Origin of the sequence: Mesorhizobium sp. B2-8-1, assembly GCF_006440955.1 — a bacterium.
GTDB lineage: Bacteria > Pseudomonadota > Alphaproteobacteria > Rhizobiales > Rhizobiaceae > Mesorhizobium.
On sequence record NZ_VFTX01000016.1, the window covers coordinates 1 to 25,140 of the forward strand.

26 protein-coding genes and 1 riboswitch are annotated in these 25,140 nt (G+C 63.5%); of the genes, 14 read left to right on the top strand and 12 right to left on the bottom strand.

Annotated elements, in window-relative coordinates; all coding sequences use genetic code 11:
* Nucleotides 1–1,012, top strand: a 1,012-nt coding sequence (locus FJ428_RS28980; RefSeq protein ID WP_140880680.1) for an autotransporter outer membrane beta-barrel domain-containing protein, incomplete at its 5' end; no start/stop codon positions are given.
* 99 nt (nucleotides 1,013–1,111) lie between these two features.
* Here the strand turns inward: FJ428_RS28980 and FJ428_RS28985 are convergent.
* Nucleotides 1,112–1,735 carry a LysE family translocator gene (locus tag FJ428_RS28985; protein ID WP_140517779.1) on the bottom strand — a complete coding sequence of 208 codons (624 nt, stop codon included), beginning with the start codon at nucleotides 1,733–1,735 and terminating at the stop codon, nucleotides 1,112–1,114.
* A 389-nt stretch (nucleotides 1,736–2,124) separates the two neighbouring features.
* On the opposite strand from FJ428_RS28985, the gene FJ428_RS28990 reads away from it, so the two are divergent.
* The 6 genes from FJ428_RS28990 to FJ428_RS29015 all read left to right on the top strand — a co-directional run bounded on the left by FJ428_RS28990 (nucleotide 2,125) and on the right by FJ428_RS29015 (nucleotide 7,491).
* Nucleotides 2,125–2,892: a L,D-transpeptidase gene (locus FJ428_RS28990; protein WP_140517780.1), complete on the top strand. Its 768-nt coding sequence runs from the start codon at nucleotides 2,125–2,127 to the stop codon at nucleotides 2,890–2,892.
* A gap of 110 nt (nucleotides 2,893–3,002) precedes the next feature.
* The gene (locus FJ428_RS28995; protein ID WP_140558908.1) at nucleotides 3,003–4,169 is read left to right on the top strand and encodes a diphosphate--fructose-6-phosphate 1-phosphotransferase; all 1,167 of its coding nucleotides are present in this window, start codon (nucleotides 3,003–3,005) and stop codon (nucleotides 4,167–4,169) included.
* Between the two features lie 88 nt (nucleotides 4,170–4,257).
* Entirely contained in the window at nucleotides 4,258–4,977 is a 720-nt protein-coding gene (locus FJ428_RS29000; protein WP_140501235.1) for an MBL fold metallo-hydrolase, read from the top strand.
* A 197-nt stretch (nucleotides 4,978–5,174) separates the two neighbouring features.
* Entirely contained in the window at nucleotides 5,175–6,719 is a 1,545-nt protein-coding gene (locus FJ428_RS29005; RefSeq protein WP_140558907.1) for a DegQ family serine endoprotease, read from the top strand.
* Nucleotides 6,720–6,862: 143 nt separating this feature from the next.
* Nucleotides 6,863–7,096, top strand: a complete 234-nt coding sequence (locus tag FJ428_RS29010; RefSeq protein ID WP_140517783.1) for an AbrB/MazE/SpoVT family DNA-binding domain-containing protein — start codon at nucleotides 6,863–6,865, stop codon at nucleotides 7,094–7,096.
* Nucleotides 7,093–7,491, top strand: a complete 399-nt coding sequence (locus tag FJ428_RS29015; RefSeq protein WP_140567877.1) for a type II toxin-antitoxin system VapC family toxin — start codon at nucleotides 7,093–7,095, stop codon at nucleotides 7,489–7,491. The genes FJ428_RS29010 and FJ428_RS29015 overlap by 4 nt, the downstream gene beginning before the upstream one ends.
* Before the next feature lie 95 nt (nucleotides 7,492–7,586).
* Here FJ428_RS29015 and FJ428_RS29020 read toward each other — a convergent pair whose 3' ends face one another.
* Nucleotides 7,587–8,687, bottom strand: a complete 1,101-nt coding sequence (locus tag FJ428_RS29020; protein WP_140567874.1) for a hybrid-cluster NAD(P)-dependent oxidoreductase — start codon at nucleotides 8,685–8,687, stop codon at nucleotides 7,587–7,589.
* A 19-nt stretch (nucleotides 8,688–8,706) separates the two neighbouring features.
* The gene (locus tag FJ428_RS29025) at nucleotides 8,707–9,954 is read right to left on the bottom strand and encodes an aromatic ring-hydroxylating dioxygenase subunit alpha (protein ID WP_140880717.1); all 1,248 of its coding nucleotides are present in this window, start codon (nucleotides 9,952–9,954) and stop codon (nucleotides 8,707–8,709) included.
* A gap of 130 nt (nucleotides 9,955–10,084) precedes the next feature.
* Nucleotides 10,085–10,287: riboswitch (cobalamin riboswitch) on the bottom strand.
* Between the two features lie 479 nt (nucleotides 10,288–10,766).
* On the opposite strand from FJ428_RS29025, the gene FJ428_RS29030 reads away from it, so the two are divergent.
* The 4 genes from FJ428_RS29030 to FJ428_RS29045 all read left to right on the top strand — a co-directional run bounded on the left by FJ428_RS29030 (nucleotide 10,767) and on the right by FJ428_RS29045 (nucleotide 11,824).
* Nucleotides 10,767–10,964: a DUF680 domain-containing protein gene (locus tag FJ428_RS29030; protein ID WP_140501224.1), complete on the top strand. Its 198-nt coding sequence runs from the start codon at nucleotides 10,767–10,769 to the stop codon at nucleotides 10,962–10,964.
* Nucleotides 10,965–11,033: 69 nt separating this feature from the next.
* The gene (locus FJ428_RS29035; protein WP_140525616.1) at nucleotides 11,034–11,240 is read left to right on the top strand and encodes a DUF680 domain-containing protein; all 207 of its coding nucleotides are present in this window, start codon (nucleotides 11,034–11,036) and stop codon (nucleotides 11,238–11,240) included.
* Nucleotides 11,241–11,309: 69 nt separating this feature from the next.
* Nucleotides 11,310–11,516 (top strand): DUF680 domain-containing protein, encoded by a 207-nt coding sequence (locus FJ428_RS29040; protein ID WP_140880682.1) that lies wholly within the window; start codon nucleotides 11,310–11,312, stop codon nucleotides 11,514–11,516.
* 71 nt (nucleotides 11,517–11,587) lie between these two features.
* Complete coding sequence (locus tag FJ428_RS29045; RefSeq protein WP_140501218.1) at nucleotides 11,588–11,824, top strand: DUF680 domain-containing protein; 237 nt, start codon at nucleotides 11,588–11,590, stop codon at nucleotides 11,822–11,824.
* Nucleotides 11,825–11,911: 87 nt separating this feature from the next.
* On the opposite strand, the gene ugpC is transcribed toward FJ428_RS29045, so the two are convergent.
* The 5 genes from ugpC to FJ428_RS29070 form a co-directional block, all read right to left on the bottom strand.
* Nucleotides 11,912–13,024 (bottom strand): sn-glycerol-3-phosphate ABC transporter ATP-binding protein UgpC, encoded by a 1,113-nt coding sequence (gene ugpC, locus FJ428_RS29050; protein WP_140501216.1) that lies wholly within the window; start codon nucleotides 13,022–13,024, stop codon nucleotides 11,912–11,914.
* Nucleotides 13,025–13,049: 25 nt separating this feature from the next.
* Nucleotides 13,050–14,714 (bottom strand): alpha-glucosidase, encoded by a 1,665-nt coding sequence (locus FJ428_RS29055; RefSeq protein ID WP_140880684.1) that lies wholly within the window; start codon nucleotides 14,712–14,714, stop codon nucleotides 13,050–13,052.
* A 4-nt stretch (nucleotides 14,715–14,718) separates the two neighbouring features.
* The gene (locus tag FJ428_RS29060; protein ID WP_140501212.1) at nucleotides 14,719–15,873 is read right to left on the bottom strand and encodes a carbohydrate ABC transporter permease; all 1,155 of its coding nucleotides are present in this window, start codon (nucleotides 15,871–15,873) and stop codon (nucleotides 14,719–14,721) included.
* A gap of 1 nt (nucleotide 15,874) precedes the next feature.
* A complete protein-coding gene (locus FJ428_RS29065; RefSeq protein WP_140880686.1) occupies nucleotides 15,875–16,888 on the bottom strand; it encodes a sugar ABC transporter permease in 1,014 nt (337 codons plus the stop codon).
* Between the two features lie 263 nt (nucleotides 16,889–17,151).
* Nucleotides 17,152–18,507, bottom strand: a complete 1,356-nt coding sequence (locus FJ428_RS29070) for an ABC transporter substrate-binding protein (RefSeq protein ID WP_140880688.1) — start codon at nucleotides 18,505–18,507, stop codon at nucleotides 17,152–17,154.
* Nucleotides 18,508–18,650: 143 nt separating this feature from the next.
* Here FJ428_RS29070 and FJ428_RS29075 point away from each other — a divergent pair, with 143 nt between their 5' ends.
* From FJ428_RS29075 to FJ428_RS29085, 3 genes are all read left to right on the top strand, one after another.
* Nucleotides 18,651–18,854 (top strand): hypothetical protein, encoded by a 204-nt coding sequence (locus tag FJ428_RS29075; RefSeq protein ID WP_210242258.1) that lies wholly within the window; start codon nucleotides 18,651–18,653, stop codon nucleotides 18,852–18,854.
* Between the two features lie 16 nt (nucleotides 18,855–18,870).
* The gene (locus FJ428_RS29080; protein WP_140880690.1) at nucleotides 18,871–19,893 is read left to right on the top strand and encodes a substrate-binding domain-containing protein; all 1,023 of its coding nucleotides are present in this window, start codon (nucleotides 18,871–18,873) and stop codon (nucleotides 19,891–19,893) included.
* A gap of 168 nt (nucleotides 19,894–20,061) precedes the next feature.
* Entirely contained in the window at nucleotides 20,062–21,408 is a 1,347-nt protein-coding gene (locus tag FJ428_RS29085) for an FAD-binding oxidoreductase (protein ID WP_140880692.1), read from the top strand.
* A gap of 74 nt (nucleotides 21,409–21,482) precedes the next feature.
* Here FJ428_RS29085 and FJ428_RS29090 read toward each other — a convergent pair whose 3' ends face one another.
* From FJ428_RS29090 to FJ428_RS29105, 4 genes are all read right to left on the bottom strand, one after another.
* Nucleotides 21,483–22,910: a S8 family serine peptidase gene (locus tag FJ428_RS29090; RefSeq protein ID WP_140880694.1), complete on the bottom strand. Its 1,428-nt coding sequence runs from the start codon at nucleotides 22,908–22,910 to the stop codon at nucleotides 21,483–21,485.
* The gene (locus tag FJ428_RS29095; RefSeq protein ID WP_140880696.1) at nucleotides 22,900–23,568 is read right to left on the bottom strand and encodes an anti-sigma factor; all 669 of its coding nucleotides are present in this window, start codon (nucleotides 23,566–23,568) and stop codon (nucleotides 22,900–22,902) included. Before FJ428_RS29095 ends, FJ428_RS29090 begins: the two co-directional genes overlap by 11 nt.
* Nucleotides 23,565–24,131 carry a sigma-70 family RNA polymerase sigma factor gene (locus FJ428_RS29100; protein ID WP_140512795.1) on the bottom strand — a complete coding sequence of 189 codons (567 nt, stop codon included), beginning with the start codon at nucleotides 24,129–24,131 and terminating at the stop codon, nucleotides 23,565–23,567. Before FJ428_RS29100 ends, FJ428_RS29095 begins: the two co-directional genes overlap by 4 nt.
* A gap of 126 nt (nucleotides 24,132–24,257) precedes the next feature.
* On the bottom strand, nucleotides 24,258–25,097 hold the full coding sequence (locus FJ428_RS29105; RefSeq protein ID WP_140567860.1) for an alkaline phosphatase family protein: 840 nt from the start codon (nucleotides 25,095–25,097) through the stop codon (nucleotides 24,258–24,260).
* Nucleotides 25,098–25,140 lie beyond the last annotated feature (43 nt).

Sequence of the window (25,140 nt, forward strand, 5' to 3'; positions counted from 1 at the left end):
GCCCCCGCCCGTCCCGACTGCGGTGCCCGATCTTCCGACGCCCGCGGCAGGGGAGGAGATCCTGCTCTACCGTGTCGAGGTCCCGGTCTATTCGGCGATTCCGCCGGTGGCCGAGCATCTGGCGATGACGACACTTGGCACTTTCCATGAACGGCGAGGCGAACAGAGCCTCTTGTCAAACACCGAACTCTCTCCGGTCTGGGGCCGTATCTTCGGCCAGGACGCGAAGATGGGCTGGTCGGGAACGGTTTCGCCGTCGTTCAACGGCACCTTGTTCGGGTTCCAGGGCGGCTTCGACGTGTTTGGCCAGGAAACCGCTTCAGGTGGCGTCGATCGTGCCGGCCTGTTCATCGCCTATGCCAGCATGAACGGCGATGTGCGCGGCCAGGCGCTGGGGCAGAACGATCTGGGCGTCGGCGACATCGATCTCGGCGGCACCAGCGTCGGCGGCTACTGGACCCGTATCGGTCCCGGGGGCTGGTACCTGGACGGGGTCGTCATGGCCACTTTTTTCAGCGGCGATGCGACCTCGACCCGCGACATCGGCATCGATGTCAAAGGAACCGGCGTCACCGCTTCGCTGGAAGGGGGCTACCCGATCGCGCTGGCGCAAGGCTGGACGCTCGAACCGCAGGCGCAACTGATTTGGCAGCATCTATCGCTCGACGATGCCGAGGATCGCTTCGCGTCGGTTTCCTTCGATCTCGACGACAACGTCACCGGGCGCCTCGGCCTGCGCCTGCAGGGCGAGACGACATTGAACGGCACCGCGCTGCAACCTTACCTCAAGGCCAATCTCTGGCACGGTTTCGGTGGCACGGATCACGTCAACTTCGACACCACCGACATCTCGACCGAAAGCCGCTCGACCTCGTTCGAATTCGGCGCCGGCGTCACCGCCAAGGTGACGGACAAGGTCAGCCTCTTCGCCACCGGCGACTACACCACCAATCTCGGCGGCGACAAGCGGCGCATCCTCGAGGGCAATCTCGGCGTCAGCATCAAGTGGTGAGACGCGCTGTTTTCGTGCGCAAAGTCGGCGCTGCCCCTCATCCGCCGGCAGGCAGGTGAGGGCAGCACTAACGCTGTGCGTTGAGCGAATCCGCCTTGTTCAATTCCCTGAACGCATCGCCACTGTGGCGATGCCGGCGCCGACCAGCAGCGTGCCGCCGGTGCGGTTGAAGACGCGGATCGCCCTGGGGTTGCGCACAAGGTTGCGCGCTCGCGACGCGATCAGCGCGTAGCCGAAGGCATTGGCGAAGGCGAGCGCCAGGAAGGTCGTCTCGAAGATCAGCATCTGCGTCCAGAAATCGGCGTGCCGGTCCAGAAACTGCGGCAGGAAAGCGACGAAGAAGGTGATGCTTTTCGGGTTGAGCGCGGTGACCAGCCAGGCATGCCCCATCATCCTGGCGGAGGACACGGCATCGGTGCGCGGCTCGGCCTTGAGCGCGCCGCCGGCCCGGAACAGTTTTACGCCGAGATAGACCAGATAGGCAGCGCCGATCAGCTTCAGGATCGTGAAGACGGTGGCCGAAGCTGCCAGCAGGGCGCCGATGCCCAGCATGGACAAGGTCATCGCCGTGAAGTCGCCCAGCGCCACGCCGACAGCCATCGGCAGTGCGGTGCGCCAGCCCTGGCCGAGGGCATAGGACACGACCAGAAGGATGGTCGGTCCCGGAATGACTAGAAGGATGGTCGACGCGGCAGCGAAGGCGGCCCAGTTTTCGAAGGACATGCTCGTCTCCTTTGAGCTCAAAGAAGAGGATAAATCCTTCGGTCCAGGAGAATGTAAAGCGGTTTGTTTCTACCCCCGCCAACGGCAGTTCGGCGTCAGTCGAGCCGCCCGACAGGTTCACGATCTCGGCGAGAAGCTCGAGGTTGATCTTTCAGGTCTTGCACATGGAGGCCCCCGCTTTTGACACGCTGGCGCCGGGATCATGACCCGCCCGAGGTGATTTCGTGCAGGGCACGCTGGTTGGCGATACCGGAGAGGGCGCAATGGCGCCCAGCCTGTTCGCAAATGCAGGCAGCGCAAGGCCTTCACGCTTTATCAACCATGAATGATGAAAATGCTCGTCATCCGGCCGGACCGTGCTTCCCGCCGACAGCGTAGGGTTTGGGTACATGCGTGAGTTGCCGCAAGGTCTGAGGCCGCCGCGAAACGGCGACGCAATCGAAACCGATAGTCTTGTCTCCCGCCGCGCCGTTTTATCCGGGGCAGGGGCGTTGGCCTTGCTTGGCGCCGCCGGCTGCTCGACTTCGGGCGGCGGCCTGCCGGCGCTTGAGCTCGACGACACGGTCACCGGCTCTGTGCGGCCGATCCGGCCGAGCATCAGCGTCGACAAGAACGTCACCAGCCCCGACCTGATGTACGCGTCCCTGAGCGACGGCGGCTTCAACGTGCCCGAGGTGCCCTACCTCAAGATCAAGCCGGAATTCCGCCGCCAGATCGTCGTCGACCAGACGGGCGAAGCGCCCGGCACCATCGTCGTTCATCTCAATGAGCGCATGCTCTACCTCGTCCAGCCGGGGGGCGACGCCATCCGCTACGGGGTCGGCATCGGCAAGGACGGCTTCCGCTGGTCCGGCCGCGCCAACATCCAGTACGGACGGGAATGGCCGACCTGGACCCCGCCGCCGGAAATGATCGCCCGCAAGCCGGAATTGGTAAAATGGCAGGGCGGCCAGCCCGGCGGCCTCACCAACCCGCTCGGGGCGCGCGCTCTCTACATCTATCAGGACGGCAAGGACACCGGCTACCGCATCCATGGCTCGCCCGAATGGTGGAGCATCGGCCAGGCCATGTCGTCGGGCTGTGTGCGCCTGATCAACCAGGACATCATCGACCTCTACAGCCGCGTTTCCAAGAAGAACCCGGTCGTCGTCGTCTAGCTCAAGCCTCACCTCGCGGCCGCTGGCGCGGCCGGTCGTTTCTGCCGTTGCGCGATGGCCAAAGACAGGCGAAGGTGCCTGAAATCCAATCGCCCGGGAGAATTTCACCAATGGCCGGAACTTTCGTCATCGCGCAGGGCGGCGGCCCGACGGCCGTCATCAACCAGACCGTGGTCGGGGCGACGCTGGAGATCCGCAAGCGGCATCCCGGCGCCAAGGTCCTGGGCTCCATCCACGGCGTGCGCGGTATCCGCGACGGCAATTATATCGACCTCTCCGCCGTCCCGGAAGACCGCCTGCGGCTGATCGCCGGAACGCCGAGCGCGGCCCTTGGCTCGACGCGCGACAAACCGGATGCAGCCTATTGCGAGGTCGTCCTCGACGGCCTGAAGAAGGCCGGCGCGGATGCCTTCATCTACATCGGCGGCAATGACACGTCGGGCACGCAGCAGATCCTGACCGATGCCGCCGGGGGCAAGATCGCGTTCGTGCATGCGCCCAAAACCATCGACAATGATCTCGAGGAGAACGACCACACGCCGGGTTTCATCTCGGCGGCCGAGTTCGTCGCCGGCGCTTTCCTGTCCGTCGATCTCGATTTCCGCGCTCTGCCCGGCATCTATGTCGGCATCGTCATGGGCCGGCACGCCGGCTTCCTCACGGCCGCGGCCGCGGCTTGGCAGCTCGATCCCGACAGTGGTCCGCATCTCGTCTACGTGCCGGAGCGGCCGTTCTCGGCCACAGCCTTCATCGAGGACGTGCGCGCCACGCTCGACCGCCACAAGCGCTGCATCGTCGCCGTTTCGGAAGGGGTGAGCACCGCCGACGGCAAGGCGCTGGTTGAAAGCCTGGTCCCGCCCGAGAAGCTGGAGCGCGACCAGCATGGCAATGTCAAGCTATCGGGCAGCGACCTGCCGGCGGCACTCGAGCGGGCGCTCGCCGAAGGGCTGCCGGGCAAGCGCGCCCGCGTCGATGCGCTGGGCTACATGCCGCGCGGCTATGTCGGCGCCATCAGCGCCGTCGACGCGCAGGAGGCGTTCGACGCGGGAGCGTTCGCGGTCACCGTGGCCGAACAGGGCGGCGGCTCCGTGGCGCTGCAATATGACGGCACCAAAACCGTGCTGAAGAAGGTGCCGCTGAAGAACGTGGCCGGCAAGACCCGTCACATGCCCGAGAACTTCATGAAGCCGGACGCCAACCATCTGTCCGACGCCGGCATGGCTTACCTGAAGCGGCTGGTGCCGGAAAAATACAAGGTCGGAAAGCCCTTCGTCTGATGTCGGGACCATACTTGATTCCAGGATCACACCTGATGCGAGGCTCACACCTGATGCCGGGCTCACGCTTGATGCCGGGCCGCTTCTGATGGAGAACTGGTTCAGCAGGAGCATCGTCGACGAGAAGACGACGATGCTGACCGAGCCGTTCGTGCATGACTATGTGCGCGCCAACATCTGGCATCTCACCGGCCGCGACGCCGACCTTTTGGTCGATACCGGCATGGGCATCTGCCCGCTGGCGCCGGAGATCGAAACCCGGGCCGGCAAACCGCTCATCGTCGTCGCCACCCACATCCATCTCGATCATGTCGGCTCGCTGCATGAATTCGCGCTGCGCGCGGGACCCAGGGTGAGTGCCGCGCAGTTCGAGAACATGGATGAGGCGGCGACCTACGCCTACATGTTCCACGACCTCGACGGCGCCGTCTCGCGACTGCCGGCACCGGGCTGGAAGGCTGCGGATTACAAGATCCCGCCAGCGCCGCTGACGCGCACCCTCGACGAGGGTGATGTCGTCGATCTCGGCGACCGCCGCTTCCGCGTGCTGCATCTGCCCGGGCATTCGCCGGATTCGATCGCGCTGTTCGACGAAGCAGACGGCCTGTTCTTCAGCGGCGACGCCATCTATGACGACCGGCTGATCGACGACCTGCCAGACTCCGACAAGTCGGCCTATTGCCTCACCATGCGGCGTCTGCTCGACCTGCCGATCCGCATCGGCCATGGCGGTCACGGCCCGAGTTTCGACGGCGAGCGCATGCGCGAGATCGCCTCGGCCTATCTCAGCCGAGCGGCTGGTCCATAAGCCGGCTCTAAAATTAAATCTTCGTAAGGTCGCCCGAAAACCCTAAATCGGGCCAATCCGCGCCCTAGATGCTGGTTTGTCGATCCGGCCGGCTGCCATGCGCGGCGAGACAGGCAATCCGGCTGTCGACAGCCGACGGGTGTTTTCCCCCGAACCATCCGCGGCCCAGGTTCAACTCTCGCCCGGACAGAACGACCATGTCACCCATAAGCATTCTTCGTAGACATCGCGTCGCGGCCCTGCTGGGCGCTGCGCTGATCATCTCTCCCATCGTGGCCTCCTTCGCCGAAAGCCCGAACGAGGTCCACAACGCCGTCGGTACGACACAGACCCCCGTAGCCGGCGTAGCGGCCCCGAACGGCTCCTTTGCCCCCATCGTGGCAGCCGACAAGCCGGCCGTGGTGACGGTTACGACCGTCATGAAGGGGCAACCGGACGCCATGAGCGATGCCTCGCCCCTGGACGGCGGCGGCTCGCCTTTCGACGATTATTTCCGCCAGTTCTTCGGCGACCAGGGCATGCCCGGGCCGAAAGCGCCGCCGCAGCAGTCGCAGCGCGCCGAAGCGCTCGGATCCGGCTTTATCGTCGGCGCCGACGGCACCATCGTCACCAACAACCATGTCATCGACGGCGCGAGCTCGATCAAGGTGACGCTTGACGACGGTTCAGAGCTTCCCGCCAAGCTGGTCGGCCGCGACGCCAAGAACGACCTTGCGGTGATCAAGATCAAGGCCGACAAGCCCCTGCCGACGGTAAAATGGGGAGATTCTGATAAGTTGATGCCGGGCGATCAAGTGCTGGCCTTCGGCAATCCGTTCGGCATCGGCACCACGGTCACCTCAGGTATCGTCTCGGCGCGCGGCCGCGATCTCCACAGCGGGCCGTTCGACGATTTCATCCAGATCGATGCGCCGATCAACCACGGCAACTCTGGCGGTCCGCTGGTCGATGTGAGCGGCAACGTCGTGGGCATCAACACCGCGATCTATTCGCCGAATGGCGGCAGCGTCGGCGTTGGCTTCGCCATTCCGTCCGACCAGGCGCAAAAGGTGGTCGCCAAGCTGATGAAGGGCGGCGAAATCGAATACGGCTATCTTGGCGTCCAGATCCAGCCGGTGACCCCGGACGTTGCCAGTGCCATAGGTCTCGATCACCCCGGCGGCGCATTGGTCTCCTCGGTCACCGAGGGCTCGCCGGCGGCCGCGGCCGGCATCCAGACGGGGGACCTCATCACCGGCTTCGCCGGCCAGGAGATAAAGGACCCCAAGGACCTGTCGCGTGCCGTCGCCGATGTCTCGCCCGGCAAGAAGGAAACGCTCGACGTCTGGCGCAATGGCAAAACCATGCAGCTTTCCGTCGACGTCGGCCGCAATGGCGACGATGCGCAGACCGCGTCGGTATCTGGTGATTCCGGCGCGCCGGGAAACGGGCAGGGCGCCCGCCTGCCGGCGATCGGGCTCGGCCTGATGGACATCACGCCCGATATTCGCCAGCAGATGAACCTCCCCGACAACCAGCGTGGCGCGGTGGTCGCCGCGGTCAATCCCAACAAGGCGGCGGCGGCTTCCGGCGTCCAGCCCGGCGACATCATTATCGCCGTCAACCAGATGCCGGTGAAGAGCGCCAGGCAGGCCACGCAGGCGATCGCGCAGGCCGGCAAGTCAGGCCGCAAATCGGTGCTGCTGCTGGTGGAACGAGGCGATGCCCAGATCTATGTCGCCGTGCCCTTCGCCAATGGCTGAGACATCGCGTTGACATGAATGCAGGGATGGCGGGCTTGTCGGTCGACGAGCCCGCCTCCCGGCCGGGGATTGACGCTTCAGGCCTTGAAATTCGAACCGCAAGGTAATACCTTCGGGAGACATGGTATTACCGAGGAACGAAGATGGCGACGACCGTTACAGCGAAGGGACAAGTGACCATCCCCAAACCGGTTCGCGATCTCCTGGAGATCGTCCCGGGAAGCAAGGTCGATTTCCGGCGCGCTGCCGATGGCAGCGTGGTGCTGACCCGTGCTGACAAAAAGCAGCCGGCGAGCCGCTTCGCCAAGTTGCGAGGTCATGCCGGCGAGGGGCTCACGACGGACGCGATCATGGCGCTGACGCGTTCCGAACGGTGACGCTCGTCGACACCAACGTTCTGCTCGACGTTGTTACGGACGATCCGAGCTGGGCGGATTGGTCGGTCGCCCATCTCGAGGCAGCGAGCCTCGATGGGCCGTTGTTGATCAATGATGCGGTCTATGCCGAGCTTGCCGTCCGCTACGCACGCATCGAGGATCTGGAGGCGTTTGTCGAGGCGGCCGGTCTAGAAATGGTTCCGATGCCAAGAGCAGCCCTCTTCCTTGCCGGAAAAGCATTTACACAATATCGCAGATCGGGAGGATCCAGGACCGGCGTACTGCCTGACTTTTTCATCGGCGCCCACGCAGCCGTCGGACGCCTTCCGCTGCTGACGCGTGATATCGGCCGCTACCGGACTTATTTCCCTTCTGTGAAGCTGATCACTCCCTGAATGGCCGTCGGATTTCGCTCCAAAAGCGTGTCGCAGCGAAACGGACTCAGGCGACGCTCACTAAGCGGCGTCGGAGGCTCGCAGCCAGCCGCCGGTCACGCCTCGATCTCAAGCGCCGAAAGCGGCTTGGAGCAGCAGGCGAGAATGAAGCCATCCTCGATCTCGTGATCGAGGATGCCGCCATTGTGGCTCATCTCGACCTCGCCCGAGAGCTTCTTGACCTTGCAGGTTCCGCACAGGCCGAATTCGCACGCGGCGGGGATTCTGACTCCCGAGGCGCGCGCCGTCTGCAGCACCGTCTGGCCGGCGACGCATGCGGCATCGACATCCGAAATCGAGAACCGGATCGGCGTCGCGGCTTCGACAGGAATGGCTGCGCCGTCTCCAGTCGGCGAGGCGAACGGCGCCGGGATTTCCTCCACCAGCGGCGCTGCAAAGCTCTCCTGATGGTATCTCGCCATGTCGAAGCCGGCGGCTTCGAGCATGCCGCGCACGGCACGCATGAAGGGGTCGGGGCCGCAGCAGAAGATTTCGCGCTCTCGGAAATCGGGCGCCAGAAGCGGCAGCCGGATGGCGTCGATGCGGCCCATATGGCCGAACCAGCCTTCCCGGCTCGACCGCTCCTCGATCATGAAACCGAGCGACAGGCCGGGCATGCGGCTGCCGAGCAATTCCAGCTCCTTGCGGAAGATGATCTCTTCGGGGCGGCGTGCGCAGTTGACGAAGCCGACATCGGTCCATGGCGCGCAGTCATTCAGCCAGCGCAGCATCGACATCATCGGCGTCACGCCGGAGCCGGCCGAGATGAACAGATATTTGGCCGCCGGGTGGCTGTGCAGCGAAAAGTCTCCGGCCGGCCCATACGCCTTGACGTGCGAACCAGGCCTCAAATGGTCGAACATCCAGCGTGTGCCGGTGCTGCCGGCCTGCGCCTTCACCGTCACCGCGATCGAGAATGGCCGTGAAGGCGAAGACGACAGCGTGTAGGTGCGCATCAGCAACCGATCCGCTGTCGGCAGTTCCAGCGTCACGAACTGGCCCGGCTTGTAGCGGAACCAGGTCTGGTTGTCGGAGCGGAAGGTGAAAGTCTTTACATCAGGCGCCTCGTCGCTCACGCCGATCACTTCCAGCACCTGGAGCCTGTCGTTCCAGGGCGCCATCTGATCGAGATGGCGATAGAGGCCGAGATCCGTCATCGCATTCATCCCTCACCTCTCAAGCAACGCTGCGCAGGGCCGGCCGGCCGTCTTCGGCGAGGCGCGGACCGATGAAACGCGCGTACCAGTCGACGAACTGGATGACGCCGCCTTCGTGCAGTTCGGAATAGGGGCCGGGTTCATAGGCCGGCGACAGGATGCCGAAGGCGTTTTCCTCGACGATGCGACGATCCTGGCCGTTGGTCTCGGTCCAGACATGGGTGAGTTCGGCGAGGTCGTAGTCGACGCCCTCGACCGCGTCCTTGTGAACCAGCCATTTGGTCGTCACCGCAGTCTCGGTGGCGCTGATCGGCAGCACGCGGAACGTGACGGCGTGGTCGCCGAGGATGTGGTTCCAGGTCGTCGGATAGTGATAGAGCAGCAAGGAGCCGATGCGGTCGGTGCCAACGCCGTCGGACAGGTTCTTCTTGACCGCGCGTTTTCCCGTCATCGTATAACTGACGGCATCGCGCAGCAGCGGCGCGCGGGTGGCACGGTACTGTCCGGCCGGGTCGATGCGGAACCTGCTCGGCAGGCCTGCCGCCTCGCACTTGGCCCAGTGCACCAGCATCTCCGGGTCGCTGTCGGCGTCTTGCACGCCAGTCACGGTCGGCGCCTCCGGGAAGGTCTTGCAGAGCTCCGGATGGTTGCCGGCGCAATGATAGCATTCGCGGTTGTTTTCCCAGACCAGCTTCCAATTGCCCTTCTCGACGATGGTGCTCTCGAAGGCGACCTTTGCTTCGCGCAGCCGGTGCGGCGCCAAATAGGGTTCGATCATCGTCCGCATCGGCGCAAAATCCGCCGGCTCGTCGGCGAGGCAAATGAAGATGTAGCCGCCGATGCTTTCGCAGGCGACCGGCTTCAGGCCGAACTGGCTCTTGTCGAAACCCTCGGCCATCTGCCTGGCGAACAGCAGCCTGCCGTCCAGTTCATAGGTCCACTGATGGTAGGGGCAGACGAGCTTCGCCGCCGTGCCCTTGTCTGTGTTGCAGACGCGGCTGCCGCGATGGCGGCAAGAATTGTGGAAGGCGTTGATGTTGCCCTTCTGGTCACGCACCAGCACCACAGGATAGTCGCCGATCTGCACGGTGATGAAGCTGCCGGGCCGGGGCAGTTCGCAATCATGGCCGATGAACAGCCAGTCGCGGTACCAGATCAGCTCCATGTCGAGCTTGAAGTAGTCGGCATCGGTATAGAAGGGCTGCTCGAGCGAGAAGCCGTCCCTGCGGCCTTGCAGCCGTTTCAGCATGTCGTTGCGCGCATCCATGTTCTGTCCTCGCATTGAAGTCCTGTCCTCGCATCGAAGGACTGAACGGAGGGGAGAGAGGAAGGATCAAGCCGCGCGCCGGCTTGCGCCGGACATGCACCATCCGCCTCTTGACCGCCCGCCGCGATCAGTCGAGTCAAACATCTCGGGCTGGTTTCCGGGCTCTGGAGCTGCCCTTGCGGACTGTCGCGACACCTTCCCAGGCCTCCGCCCAGTGGTCTCCCGTTGCGACCTGAACTCCACCACCGTTGCGGGGGCAGCGCCGGATTCTGACCGGCTTCCCAATTCTCCGCCTCGTCGTCACGCGGCGGCACCTGAGATGGCAGGATCTAACCATGATCGCCGGCTTGTCGTCGGCATGAAAACGACATCGCATCCATGCCGCGCGACACGCATTGGAAACGGCGCGGCCGCCGTTGCAGGGCAGAAAGCCTCAGGTCGCCGCCTCGGATTCCGTCTCGTGGCGGAGGCAAAAAAGGTTAACGGTTTCGAAAAGTGACTGTTAGCGCCCTCTAAAATCGAACCGAACGGTTCGTTTCTGTTGACGATGCGTGCAGGACGGTGTGAACACTGGGCCTTCGACACAGTTGGTGATCGCGCGACGCGTTTGCATAACCAACTGATAGTAAACAGAAAAAAACGAATGTTGAAGGCTCTGGCACAATTTCAAGTGGTGGAAACTTGGTCCACACGGAAAAACTTCGTGATTGGAAATGGCGGTATGGCTTTCCCACATCGGGGCTGTCCGAACGACGCGATTTCCTCCCAAGACACGCCGCTAGACGGACGGAAAAATACTGGAGTATCAAAAAATGAAAAAGATCATTCTCACTGCCGCCGCCCTTCTGGCTGTTTCCGGCAGCGCCTTCGCTAGTAGCGACCATTATGGTTCGAATGCCCCTGCGGCCACCGCCGTCGACAGCTCGTACACCGCTTCGACCAAGAAGTCGGAACCGGCTGCCCAGACGCCTGTCCAGGGTGCCGATCGCAACCTCTTCGGCAACAACTAACAGCCGCTCTCCAGTTGACGGCGGGCCTTCCGCCGTTCTGGCGAAATTTGAGAATTCAGGAGACTTGAAATGAAGAAGATCGTTCTTGCTGCCGCCGCCGTCCTGGCCGTGTCGGGCAGCGCTTTCGCCGGCAGCGACAACTATGGCTCCAATGGCGCCAACCAACCTGCTGTCACCTCGGTCGACAACGCGCACACGGCTTCGGTCCAGAAGTCGGCGCCGTCTGCCCAAGCGCCTGTTCAGGGTGCCGATCGCAACCTCTTCGGCAACAACTAACAGCTGATCTCCAGTTGACGGCGGGCCTTCCGCCGTCCTGGCGAAATTCGAAAATTCAGGAGACTTGAAATGAAGAAGATCATCCTTGCTGCCGCCGCCGTTCTGGCGGTTTCGGGCAGCGCTTTTGCTGGCAGCGACAACTATGGCTCCAATGGCGCCAACCAGCCCGCGGCCACTTCGACCGACAGCTCATACACCGCTTCGACCAAGACGTCGGCTCCGGCTGCCCAGGCACCTGTTCAGGGTGCCGACCATAACCTCTTCGGCAACAACTAACAGCCGATCCTGCAGCAGATGGCGGGCAAGCCCGCCTTTGCGGTGGAATTTGAGAATTCAGGAGACTTGAAATGAAAAAGATCATCCTTGCTGCCGCCGCCGTCCTGGCCGTTTCGGGCAGCGCTTTCGCCAGCAGCGACAACTATGGCTCCAATGGCGCCAATCAGCCTGCCGTCACCTCGGTCGACAATGCGCACACGGCTTCGATCCGCGACAGCGGCTCGCCCGTCTACAAGCTGCTCAATTCGTCGGGCGATGTACACAAGTCCGCCCCTCAGGGCAGTGACCGGAATCTCTTCGGCCACTAACAGCCGAAGCTGACACCAAACAGGAGTGGCGGGCTTTGCCCGCCGCTCCTGTTCTTGCGTGACCGGCAATTAATTCATGGCCTGCTCTCAGGCCGCTTTCGCTTCCGTCTCGTGCAGCGCGAAGGATCGTCCATCCGCGTCGAAGATATGAAGGTCTCCGGCGTCGGCGCTCAGCCGCAGTGTCGCCCCGCGCTTGACCTCGACATTGCCCGGCAGCTTGGTCACCAGCGGCAGGTCGGCGCGGCCGATGTCGACATAGACGAGTTGCACCTCGCCGAGCTGCTCGACATAATCCACCGTTCCTTCGAACAGATAGTCCGTGCCGCCGGCGATCGTCAGGTCCTCCGGCCGCACGCCGAAGCTCACCGACGCGCCCTTGGCCGAGGCCGGCGTCGCGATCGGCACCGTAGCCTTGCGGCCGCCGACATGACTGATGACGGTCGGATTGCCCGATTTGTCGATGGTCGCCGGCAGGATGTTCATGGCCGGCGAGCCGATGAACTGGGCAACGAACAGATTGCCGGGTTTCTTGTAGAGTTCCATCGGCGTGCCGACCTGCTCGATATGGCCCTCCTTCAGCACCACGATGCGGTCGGCCAGCGTCATCGCCTCGACCTGGTCGTGGGTGACATAGATCATGGTGGTGTTGGGCATCGATTCCTTGAGCTTGGCGATCTCGATGCGGGTGGCGACGCGCAGCGCGGCGTCGAGGTTCGACAGCGGTTCGTCGAACAGGAACACCTTCGGGTTGCGCACGATGGCGCGGCCGATGGCCACGCGCTGGCGCTGGCCGCCCGACATCGCCTTGGGGAGGCGGTCGAGATAGTTGGTCAGCTGCAGGATCTCTGCCGCCTGGCGCACGCGCTTGTCTATCTCGGCCTTGCTTTCCTTGCCGATCTTCATCGAAAACGCCATGTTGTCGTAGACCGTCATATGCGGATAGAGCGCGTAGGACTGGAACACCATGGCGATGCCGCGTTTCGACGGCGGCACGTCGTTGACCACCTCGCCGGCTATTCTGAGCTCGCCCGAGGTGATCTCCTCGAGCCCTGCGATCGAGCGCAGCAATGTCGACTTGCCGCAACCCGACGGCCCGACGAAGACGATGAACTCGCCCGATTTGATGTCGAGGTCGATGCCGTGCAGAATGTTGAGATTGCCGTATGATTTCTTCACTTGCCTCAGCGTGACATCGGCCATGTTTCCCTCCAGTGGTCGCTAGAATTCAGTCGATGCGCCCGAACCAGGCGCCGTAGCCGCCGAGGCGGATGGAGCCGGAGCTCTGCTGTCCCGAAAATCCGTGTCCGGGCAAAGGTTGCAGCGATCGACCGCCAAGGTCAACCTCCGCTGGCCCGGATCCCAGGTTGAAGACGCAGACGATCTGCTCGTTGCCCGCGCGGCGCGTGAAGGCGACAGTGTCGCCCTGGCTTTCGATGAAATTGATATCGCCCTTGGCCAACGCCGGATGGGCACGGCGGAAGCCGAGAAAGCGTCGGTAGTGTTCGAGCAGCGAATGCTCGTCGCCTTGCTGGACATTGACGGCTTGCGACAGGTGCTTGGCCGGCACCGGCAACCACGGCTTTGCCTGGGAGAAGCCGCCATTCCTGGCGCTGCCGTCCCACACCATCGGCGTGCGGCAGCCGTCGCGGCCCTTGAATTCCGGCCAGAAGCGGATGCCGTAGGGATCTTGCAGATCCTCGAACCGCAATTCGGCTTCGCCGAGCCCCAGTTCCTCGCCCTGATAGATACAGACCGAGCCGCGCAAGGACATCAGCAATGCCGAGATAACCTTGAGATAGGCGGTCGGGTCGGCTTCGTTGGCGGCCCAGCGCGAGGCCGGGCGCATCACGTCATGGTTTGAGAAGGCCCAACACGACCAGCCGTCGCTGGCAACCTTGCCGAAGGTTTCCAGCACCGAACGGACCTTGGCGGCGCTGATCTTTTCCGGCGCCAGGAAATCGAAGGAATAGCACATGTGCACGCGCTTGCCGCCGACTGTATAGGCCGCGACGACGTCCAGTCCGCGCTGTGAATCGCCGACCTCGCCGACCGCGGCCGTTGCCGGATATTCGTCGAGCAGGGCGCGGAAGCGTTCGAGGAAGCCGAGGTTCTCCGGACGGCTCTTGTCGTAGATGTGGTCTTGGTAGTTGTAGGGATTGACCGCGGGTGCGGTCTGGTCGTTGCGCTGCTCCGGCGGCAGCGGCGGGTTGTTTTCCAGCCCCTGGCTGTGGAAGTAGAAATTGATGGTGTCGAGGCGGAACCCGTCGACACCGCGCTCCAGCCAGAAGCGGGTCACGTCGAGCAGCGCGTCCTGGACTTCGCCGTTGTGGAAATTGAGGTCCGGCTGTTCCGCGAGAAAGTTGTGCAGGTAATATTGCTGGCGGCTGGTGTCCCATTGCCAGGCCGATCCGCCGAAGATCGACAGCCAGTTGTTGGGCGGCGTGCCGTCCGGCCTGGGATCGGCCCAGACGTACCAGTCGGCTTTCGGATTACTGCGGTTCGATCGGCTTTCCCTGAACCAGGGATGGATGTCGGCGGTGTGCGACAGCACCTCGTCGATCATCACCTTCAGCCCCAGCCTGTGCGCCTCCGCCGTCAGCGCGTCGAAATCGGCCAGCGTGCCGAACATCGGGTCGACGTCGCAGTAATCCGAGACGTCGTAGCCGAAATCCTTCATCGGCGATTTGAAGAAGGGCGAGATCCAGATGGCGTCCGCGCCGAGCGCGGCGATATAGGGCAGCCGCCCGATGATTCCCTTGAGGTCGCCGATGCCGTCGCCATTCGAGTCCTGGTAGCTGCGCGGATAGATCTGGTAGATCACGGCACCTCGCCACCAGTCGCTATCGACGGCGAGATCGGGCCTCGAACTGGCTTTCAAAGCGGATTGCATGGTTTCAGCCTCCTTTCACCGAGCCTGCGAGCAGCCCGCGGACGAAATAGCGCTGCAAAGAGAAGAACACGATCAGCGGCACGATGATGGTCACGAAAGCCGACGTCGTCAGGATCTCCCAGTCGCCGCCACGCGAGCCGAGCAAGGCATTGAGCTTGGCGGTCAGCACGATCTGATCCGCCTCCGTGCCAAGGAAAACCATCGCCACCAGGAGATCGTTCCATACCCACAGGAACTGGAAGATGGCGAAGGACGCCAGCACGGGAAATGACAGCGGCAGCACGATCTTGACGAATATCTCGAAATCGCTGGCGCCGTCGATGCGCGCCGATTCCATGATCTCGCGCGGCAGGCCGGCAATGTAGCTCCGCAAGAGGTAGATGGCGAAGGGCAGTCCGAAGCCGGTATGCGCCAGCCAGATGCCGAGATAGGTCTTGGAGGGCACGCCGAAGAAGGCGCCGACGCCGTTATAGAGCTTCAACAGCGGGATCAGCGACATCTGCAGCGGCACCACCAGCAGGCCGATGATGACCGCGATCAGAAGCGCGCGCCCGGGAAAGCGCATCCAGGCCAGAGCGTAAGCCGCAAAGGCGGCGATCAGGATCGGGATGACGGTCGCCGGGATAGTGACGGTCAGCGAGTTCATGAAGGAGCGGCCGATGCCTTCCGAAAACAGCACGGTCCTGTAATTGTCGGTGGTGAATTTCGGCGGCGCCGAGGAGGCATAGTAGACGCGCTGGCCGCGGTCGCCCTCGAACGCCTTGGGCGAGGTCATGACGAAGCTGCCGTCGGCATTGAGCTGCAAGGTAACGCCGTCGCCGAGATCGGCCGATGTGCCGGCCGGATATTGCGTCGGTGCCGCCGACTTGACGCCGAAGGCGCTGATCTCGCGCTTGGCGCCATCGCCGAAAATGTTGCCCTGGAGGACGAACTTGCCGTCCTTCTCGACCTGCGCCGAGGCGGGCGGCAGGCGTCCAGCTTCGGTCTGGGTCGAACTGGCGAACGAGTTCCACCAGCCCGAGGCGATGATCTGGTCCTTGTCGCGCAGCGACGATACCAGGATGCCGAGCGTCGGCATGGTCCAGATCGCAACGAAGACCAGGACGGCGATGTGAACGCCGAAGCGGCTGGCGAAGGAGTTTCCGGTCGCGACGGTCATCTCAATGTCCTCCCGTCTCTTTGTTGGCCTGGCGTATGTTCCAGACCATGATCGGAATGACCGCGATCATGATGATGATGGCGATTGTCGCGCCGCGGCCGAAATCACCGCCGCCACGGAACATCCAGTCGAACATCAGATTGGCCAGCACTTGGCTGTTCCATTGGCCGTTGGTCATGGTCAGGACGATGTCGAATACCTTGAGCACCAGGATGGTGATTGTGGTCCAGACCACGGCGATGGTGCCCCAGATCTGCGGCACCATGATTTTCCAGAAGATCTGGAACGGATTGGCACCGTCGATGACGGCGGCTTCCAGCGTCTCTTCCGGAATGCCGCGCAGCGCCGAAGACAGGATGACCATGGCAAAGCCGGTCTGGATCCAGATCAGGATCACCATCAGGAAGAAATTGTTCCAGAACGGCAGCGATATCCAGACCTGCGGCTGGCCGCCGAAATGCTGGATGATGGCGTTCAGGATGCCGATCTGCGTCTGGCCTTCGCCGCGATACTCATAGATGAATTTCCAGATGACGCTGGCGCCGACGAAGGAGATCGCCAGCGGCAGGAAGATCAGGCTCTTGGCGATCGTGCCCCACCAGATCTTGTCGGTAAGCACGGCGATGATCAGGCCAAGGAAGGTACAGGCGGCGGGCACTACGGCCAGCCAGAGCACATTGTTGAGGATCGAATTGCGAAACTCGCGGTCGCCGAAAGCCCATTGATAATTGGCCAGGCCGACGAAATTGGCGCCGCCGCGATCGAGGAAGGACAGCCGCAGCGTCTCGACCACCGGATAGATGAGGTAGATGGTCAGGATGATCATCGCCGGGCCGACGAACAGCCAGGGCCGGATCAGCCCTTGCCGGCGCAGATTGTCGACGGCGGCGGCGCCCGAGACGCCGCGCGAGGGGAAGGTGCCGTCGAGCAGTTTGTTGGCGCCCCAGAAATAGGCGACGCAGCCGCCGACGCCGATGATGATGACGAATATGGCCGAGAAAATCTGAGCCGCCATGGGTCCCTCTCCCTGCACGACCCGCCAGGATGGAAACGATCCTTGCGATTGCGCCGCGCGCCGATCTCGTTGTTGAGCGCGAGCAGGCAGGGAAGCGTGTGGCTCCGTGCCCGCCGCATGCCGGAATGTCTACGCTGTCAAGACTGGATCTGACCCGTCCCGGTTGGCCGGGCTGGGATGTTGCGATGGGGCCGGTCGGATCCGGGCCAACTGGCCCGGATCCGCTCGGGAGGTGGAAGCCTAGGCCTCCGCGGGTGCGGCTCTTACTTGATCGCGTCCCAGCTCTTCTGAATGTCGGTGGCGACGTCCTGCGCCGACTTGCCGCCGACCAGGTCGATCATGCCGGTCCAGAAGGCGCCGGCGCCGATCTTGCCCGGCATCAGGTCCGACCCGTCGAAACGGAAAGTCGAGGCATTGGCCAGGATCTCGCCCTGCTTGCGCAGCGCATCGCTGGCATAGGCATCCTTGTTGACCGCCTTGAACGGCGTCACGAAACCGCCTTCGGCCATCCAGATCTCATGGGCCAGCGGCATTTTAAGGAATTCGATGAACGCGCGGGCGGCCTTCGAGTCCTTGGTGATCATCGCCAGCGTTCCGGCGCCGAGCACGGGGGTGCCGAGTTCGGGCTTGGACGCATAAGGCGGGAAGTAGAAGAAGTCCGCGTCCTGGCCGATTTTCGTGCCTTCGGGGAAGAAGGTCGGGATGAACGACGCCTGATGGTGCAGGTAGCATTTCGGCGGCACCGCGAATAGGCCCTTGGGGCTGTCGCGGAAATCGGTCGCCGCGACCGCCTTGGCGCCGCCATCGACCATCTTGTCGTCGGTCGCGATCTTGCCGAAGATGTCGATTGCATTGACCACGGCCGGGTCGTTGAACGGGATCTCGTTCTTCACCCATTTGTCGTAGGTTTCCGGAGACTGCGTGCGCAGCATCAGGTCTTCCACCCAGTCCGTCGCCGGCCAGCCGGTGGCGCCGCCCGAGCCGAGCCCGATGCACCATGGCGTGCCGCCGTCGGCGATAATCTTCTTCTCGAGGTCGGCGAGTTCTTCCTGCGTCTTCGGTACCTTGTAGCCGGCTTCCTCGAAATTGTCCGGCGAGTACCAGACCAGCGACTTCACGTCGGCCTTGTAGGGGAAGGCGAAGAAGCCCGGCTTGCCGTCCTTGTCCTTGAAGGTGCCGAGGTCGACCCATGACTGGCCGGCGCCGTAATTGTCCTTGACCCATTTGGCGGTGTCGTCGCCGAGCGGCGTCAAGAGACCCTTGGAAGCAAGGTCCTGGATCAGGCCGGGTTGCGGCAGAACGGCGATGTTGGGCGGGCTGCCGGCCTGCGTGTCGATGACGATCTGCTGCTCGTAATTTTCCGAGGAGGAATATTTGATCTCGGCGCCGGTGGCTTCCGAGAAATAATCGAGTACGCCGCGCACCAGGGTCTCGTCCTCGCCGCGCCATGGCCCGAAGATCGACAGGGTCTCGCCCTTGAGGTCGACTTTCTTGAGCTCTTCGTAGTTTGCCCAGTTGAAACGCTTGTCCTCGCCCGGCTTGAACTTCAGTTCGGCCTGCGCGGGCGCGCCGAGGGCGAGCACGGCAAGCGCGGCGCCCAGCAAAAGCATTTTCTTCATCGGTATTCCCTCCCAGTGGGTCACAAACACCGGACGGAACCTCCATTCCGCCCGCCGACGCCGCAGGACTGTGACTCAGTCGGAAAGGAACCGCAACCTTTCGAAGAGTCTTCCAAAGCGCTTTGGCTATTTCGATCTCGCCATTGAATCGTCCAGAAGTCAAGAGGCGTGGTAACTTAATCGATTTAATTCCGGAGTCTGGCGCCTGGAAAATCGCGCTGCAGCATGCTTTTTTGGCAGTGCAGCAGCAATTTATGTTTCAAACCTGCACCAAGCCTGCCTATGGTCGCCATGACATGCCGGGCCTGCCGCAGGGCTTGGGTCGATTCAATTTAAAAGCGCTTTGAGGCATGGAGGCCTCTCATGAACCTGAAGCAACTCGCGCACATGCTGGCGCTTTCGCAGACCACGGTAAGCCGGGCGCTGAACGGCTATCCCGAGGTCAACGAAGAGACGCGCCGGCGCGTCATGGACGCCGCCAAGCGCCATGGCTATCGCCCCAATCCGAGCGCACGCCGGCTTGCGACCGGCAAGTCCGGAATGATCGGCTATATCTTGCCGACGGGTGCTGCCGTAGACATCGACCCGCACTTCGTCGAATTCCTGTCCGGCCTTGGCGATTATGCGCGCTCGCACGAGCTCGACCTGGTGCTGTCTCCCGCCGACGCCGACGACCAGGAGACGACTTACCGGCGCATCGTCGCCAACCGCCAGGTCGACGCCGTCTACATCTCCTCGCCGACGCCGGCCGACCGGCGTGTGGCGCTGGTCAACACGCTCGGTATACCCTTCATCATCCATGGCCGCAGCGAAGGTTTCGATTTCGACTATCCCTATCTCGACATCGACAATGAGGGCGCCTTTTACGAGGCGGCACGGCTGCTCGTCCAGCTCGGCCACCGGCGGCTGGCGCTGATCAATGGCGATGACCGCGAAACCTTCGCCGTGCATCGCGAGCGAGGCGTGCGCCGGGCGCTCGCCGCGAGCGGCCTGACCTTGGGCGACCGCCATGTCTGCTCCGTTGCCATGACCGAGGAGAACGGCTATCGCGCCGCCCGGCGCCTGCTCGAACAGGACGGCGCGCCGACCGCGATCGCCTGCTCCAGCCTGATCATGGCGCTCGGCGTCGTGCGCGCCGTGCGCGACCTCGGCCTGAGCATCCCCGGCGACATCTCATTAATTGCACATGACGACGTCTTCCCATGGCTGAAGCCGGAGAATTTCTCCGTACCGCTGTCGACGACGCGCTCCTCGATCCGGCTCGCCGGCGCCCGCATCGCCGAGCGTCTGGCCGCACGGATATCGGGCCTGGAGGAGGGCCCGCGCGGCGAGGTCTGGCCGGTCGACCTGGTGATCAGGGGGTCGGTTGCCGGAGCGCCTGCCTAGGGTTAGAGCCAATCGCTCCGAGGGGCCGAGTTCGACCGCTTGCGGGCGTTGCCGGAAGATCGATTGCAGTGTCATGGATAGTGGTCTGCCTGCACCGCGCTTGCTTTGGCTTTTAGAGGGTGGCAACCAGTAAGCCGAAGCCATCAACCAGCCCTCCTGGATGCCCACTTGCCCATATTCCCGTTCTCCGAAATGGATCCAATCCAACATCCTGGCCCACCGCCGAAGCGTTCGGAGGTGGTCATCATTGGTGGCGGCATTATCGGCGTAACGACGGCTCTTTTCCTGGCGGAGCGGAACATTCCGGTCACGCTGCTGGAAAAAGGCCGCGTTGCGGCCGAACAATCGTCCCGAAATTGGGGCTGGATTCGAAAGCAGGGGCGCGACGCAGATGAACTGCCAATTGTCATCGAGGCTTTTCGCCTATGGCGGCAACTGGCTGAGGAATGCGGCGAAGACATCGGGCTGGACCAGACAGGTGTGACCTATCTGGCGAACTCCGACAAGGACATGGCCGGTTTCGAAGAATTCATGAAGATCGCCGCGATCCATGGGCTCGACACTCGCCTCCTGGACGCGGACGAAACCGCGAAACTCATCAAGGGCATGTCGCGCAAGTTCAAGGGCGCGATGACGACGCCCTCCGACATGCGCGCGGAGCCTTGGTTGGCGGTACCTGCGCTTGCTCGTCTTGCCGTCCGAAAAGGCGCCAAGATCATAGAGAATTGCGCAGCGCGAACCCTCGAAATCTCAGCCGGCAGGATCAGAGGAGTGTGGACCGAGGCGGGATACATTGAAAGCTCCAGCGTACTGGTCGCGGGCGGCGCCTGGTCGTCCCTGTTCCTGAGAAGACACGGCGTCTCCATTCCCCAACTCAGCGTCAGGGTAACCGTAGCCGCAACGGAGCCTATGCCTGAAATCTATGCAGGTGCGGCAGCGGACGAACACATCGCTTTCAGGCGCCGACAGGATGGCGGATACACGCTCGCCCCGGGAGGCAGTAATTTGCTTTACCTGGGGCCTGACGCATTCCGGCACGCCACCAAGTATCTTTCCGCCCTCATGGCCAATCCGCTCGGAACCCGCTACTTTCCGTGCGCTCCATCGGGTTACCCTGATAGCTGGTCGACCCCGCGCGATTGGACCCCGGATTCCCAGAGTCCTTTCGAAAGAATGCGGGTGCTCAACCCGGCCGCTGAACGCTCCGGCCTCCGTTCTGTAGAGCGCAATTTCAGACGCCTTTTTCCACAGTTCGAAACAGTTCGCTTGAAGGCAGGCTGGGGAGGCATGATTGACGCCATGCCCGATGTCGTCCCCGTCGTGGATCACGCCCGGGCAGTCGTCGGTCTTTTCGTGGCCACGGGAATGAGTGGTCACGGCTTCGGTATCGGACCTGGAATCGGTCGCGTCGTTTCCGACCTGATTCAGGGTAACGCGAGTGGGCATGATCTCAGCCGCTTTCGGCTGTCACGCTTCTATGATGGAAGCGCCGTTCGGTTGGGTCCGGCCCTCTAGATGTTTAGTCCAGCATTCGTCCCGTCTCGGCCATCGCAAATAGCCGACTGAATTTAGGAGCATGTTGCCAAGGATCATTCCTTCGCCGTCTCGGCGGCCTTGATGTCCAGCAGCCCGTAGCCGAAATCATCGTCCCGCCCTTTCGAACCGAGATCCCGGGCCGTTGCGGCAAGCGCCTTTTCGATGGCGTCGGCCGAGCGGTCCGGCGCGGCGTGGATGAGATTGGCGATGGCGCCCGAGACGATCGCGGCGGCGAACGATGTGCCGGTGACGACATCCGAGCCCGCTCCGCTCGGCGCCACCATCTCGACGCCCGGCGCCGAGATGAAGACATAGGCGCCGCGATTGGCCTGCGGCATCAGCCCATCCCTGGCGTCGGTGGCGGTCACCGCGATGACGCCGTCGAAGGCGGCCGGGTAGCCATAGGGCGCCTTGGGCCCGTTGTTGCCGGCGGCGGCGACCAGAACCATGCCGAGCGCGCGTGCATTGCGGCAGGCGATGCCGAGCAGGTCGTTCTTCGGACCGACGAAACTCATATTGATGATGCGCACGTCCTGCTCGGCCGCCCAGTCGAGCGCAGCGAGGATGACGTCCATTGTCGACTTGCCGCCTTCGAAGGCACGTGCGTGATAGATCCTGGCGCCGGGCGCCATGCCCTTGAGCGCGCCGACGCCGGCGATCAGCCCGTCGATTGAGGTGCCGTGGTCGCGCTTTTCGACCGGCACGTCGGGCATGGCGTCGAACTGGCCGGCGATGACCCCGGCCAGCGTCGGATTGGTGTCGTCGACGCCGGTATCGATTACCGCGACGCGGACGTTCTCGCCGCTCGCCTGGTTGGCGTCGAGCGCGATGCGCTCGAACGCATAGTTGACGATGCCCGCCGCCTGCTGAAGCGAATAGATATGGTTGGGCTCACGCCGCTGCGTGCGGCTGTCGGCGGCAAGCTGCGCCAGCACCACGCCGACGGGGCGACCGTCGGGAATGCCGAAGCGCACAAGCGTGGTGCCGAGCAAAAATGATTGCCGCTGCGAGCGCACATCGAGGCCGAAGGAAGCGGCGATCTGCTGCACGGCGCCCGCATCGCCATCGACGGTCACCAGCACCTCGTCGGGCACGAAATCGCCGGCCACGGCGCGTGGCGGCTGAACGGCGATGAGATCGCTCGGCGAGACGATCGGCCCGCCCGAAGGCAGTCCGGCCTGCGTGCCGGCGGGCGGCGCCGCCGGGTCCGGCCGTGGCGTCGGCACCGGTGCCGCGGGAGCGGCCGGATTGGGGAACAGGTCGACGATCAGGGCGGGAAGAAACACGGCACCGGCCGCGCCGTCACTGATGCTCTTGCCGTCCTTGCCACAGTCGGCGCCCGCCGCATCGGTGCCGTCGCGGCAGTCGATCTTTCCCCGGTTGGCATTGGCGTCGTTGCCCTGCGCCGACGCAGGCCCGGTGGCGATCGTCATCGCTGCCGCAAGAATTGCCGCAAATCGGATGACCGCCTCAGCCGCCATCGGCCGGTTTCCTTCCCTCGATCACGGTGTCGGTGAAAGGCTGGGCGGCAACAAGGCCGAGTTGCCTGGTGTAGTCGGCCGCGTTGGCGGCCGGAATGCCGAGCCGGAACACGCCCTCGGCGGTCGGTCCGTCCAGGATCTTCAGTCCGCTGCTGCCGAGAAAGGCGGCGATGTCAGACATTTTCGCGTCGGGCTTGAACTTGACCAGGGCGAACGGCATCTTCGCCATCTCGTCCTGCGCGCCCGCGATCTCGAAATTGCCGCCCTTGCCGCCGGGCTGCACGACCGACTGCACCATGACCAGCGCCAGCAGAGCCGCGGCCGCCGCCCAGGCGACGCCGACCGGCAGCGCCATGAAGCGGCTCCAGGCCTGCGCCAACCAGGACGAACCGGCGGGAGCGCGCGCCGGGCCAGCCTCGGCATCGAGCGCCCTGGAAAAGCGGCTCAGCGCGTCGGCCGGCGGACGGATCGCCTCATTGGCGGCCGCGGTGCTGGAGAATTCAGCCTCCGCCTCGCCAAGGGCGGCCATCGCCGTCGGATCGCTGGCCAGCCATTCCTCGACGGCCTCCAGTTCCGAGCCTTCCAGCGAACCGTTCAGGTAGAACGGCAGCAACGTTTCCATTTCGTCGCGGCGCGACATCTTTTCAGCGGCGCTCATGGCCACCCCCTGTCGTAACCGGCGGCCTTGAGGGCTTCGCCGAGTTTCTTGCGGGCATAAAACATGCGGGTCTTGACGGTCGCGACCGGGATGTCGAGCACCTCGCCGATCTCGGTCACCGATTGCCCCTGATAATAGGCGAGATCGATGACCACGCGATGCTCGCGCGGCAAGGCATCGATGAAGCGGCGCAAGGCAGTGCTCTTGTCCTCCTTCATGGCAACGATCTCGGGCGTATCGGCGCCGTCGGGCACCGCGGCTGCGGCCTCGTCGTCGATCCAGTCTTCCTTTTTCTTGCGCAACAGGGACAGCGCCTTGAAGCGGGCGATGCCGAGCAGCCATGTCGAGACTTCGGAACGTCCCTCGAAACCCGGCGCCTGGCGCCACAGTTCGAGGAACACCTCGTTCGCGATGTCGTCAGCCATCATTTCCGATCCCGTCTGGCGCGCCACGAAGCGGTATATCCGCGCGTGGTGGCGCATGAACAGGAGCCGCACGGCGGCCCGGTCGCCCTTCGCGACCCGCTCGACAAGCGCGCGATCGGTCTCCATCGCGCCGGTCATGACCGATCGAGCCGCCTGGCTCCTGCCTGCTCTGTCGCTGATCGGCTCAAAAAGGTTCATCCTCCGCCAAGGAATTTGCGGAGGCTAACCGAAGAAGATGAGCCTTGCCAGTGGGTGAAGGGGAAGCTAGCTCAGGAAGGGCTTCGCCTTCATCGTCTCGGGTATCGCCACCCCAAGCCGGCTCAGAACCGTCGGTGCCAGCTGCAATTGGTCGAGCAGCGTGTCGGCATCTGGTCCGTTGCCGCCGCCGAAATAATACAGCGCGAAATCCTGCATCTCCTCATCATGGCCGCCATGGTGGCCGCGGTCGGTCTGGCCGTGATCGGCGGTGACGATCACTTCATAGCCGGCGTCGCGCCAGCGCGGCAGGAAAGCGGCCAGCATGCCGTCCATCGCGTAGCAGGCATGGTCCATCTCGTGACAGTCATGGCCGAAACGGTGGCCCATCGAGTCCAGCGTGCAAGTGTGCAGGATGCCGTAGTCGATGCCGTGGCGGCTGCTCAGCATGGTCAGCGTGGCGAACAGGTCGACGTCGCTCGGCGTCATCTGGTTGCGCGCGTTGTAGCCGGTCATGGTGTGGAAGCGGCCATGCGTGATCGGCCCGCCCGGCTCGTCATACTCCATGTCCTCGACGAGGTCGAACGGGTAGGAACGAAAGAACTCCGACCAGTAGGAGTGGGTGACCGCGCCGGTTATTCCCCCGGCCCTGGTGACCTCCGAGAAGATGTCGGGCCGGCTGACGCGGAAGCGGTTCTCGTTGGAAAGAATGCCATGCGCCTGCGGCGGCACCCCGGTGTGGATCGAAGCATAACAGCAGGCCGAGGTCGACGGCAGCACCGAGCGCATCCTCCATACCCGCGCTTCGCCCGACTGCACCCAGCCTTCGAGGTTGCCCATCAGCCGGCGCCAGTTCCGGTAAGGCACGCCGTCGAGGATGATCAGCAACAGTTTGGTCTTGAGCGCCACGAGCTGCTCCATGCGATTGTCGGGGGAACGAGCACGCCGCGTG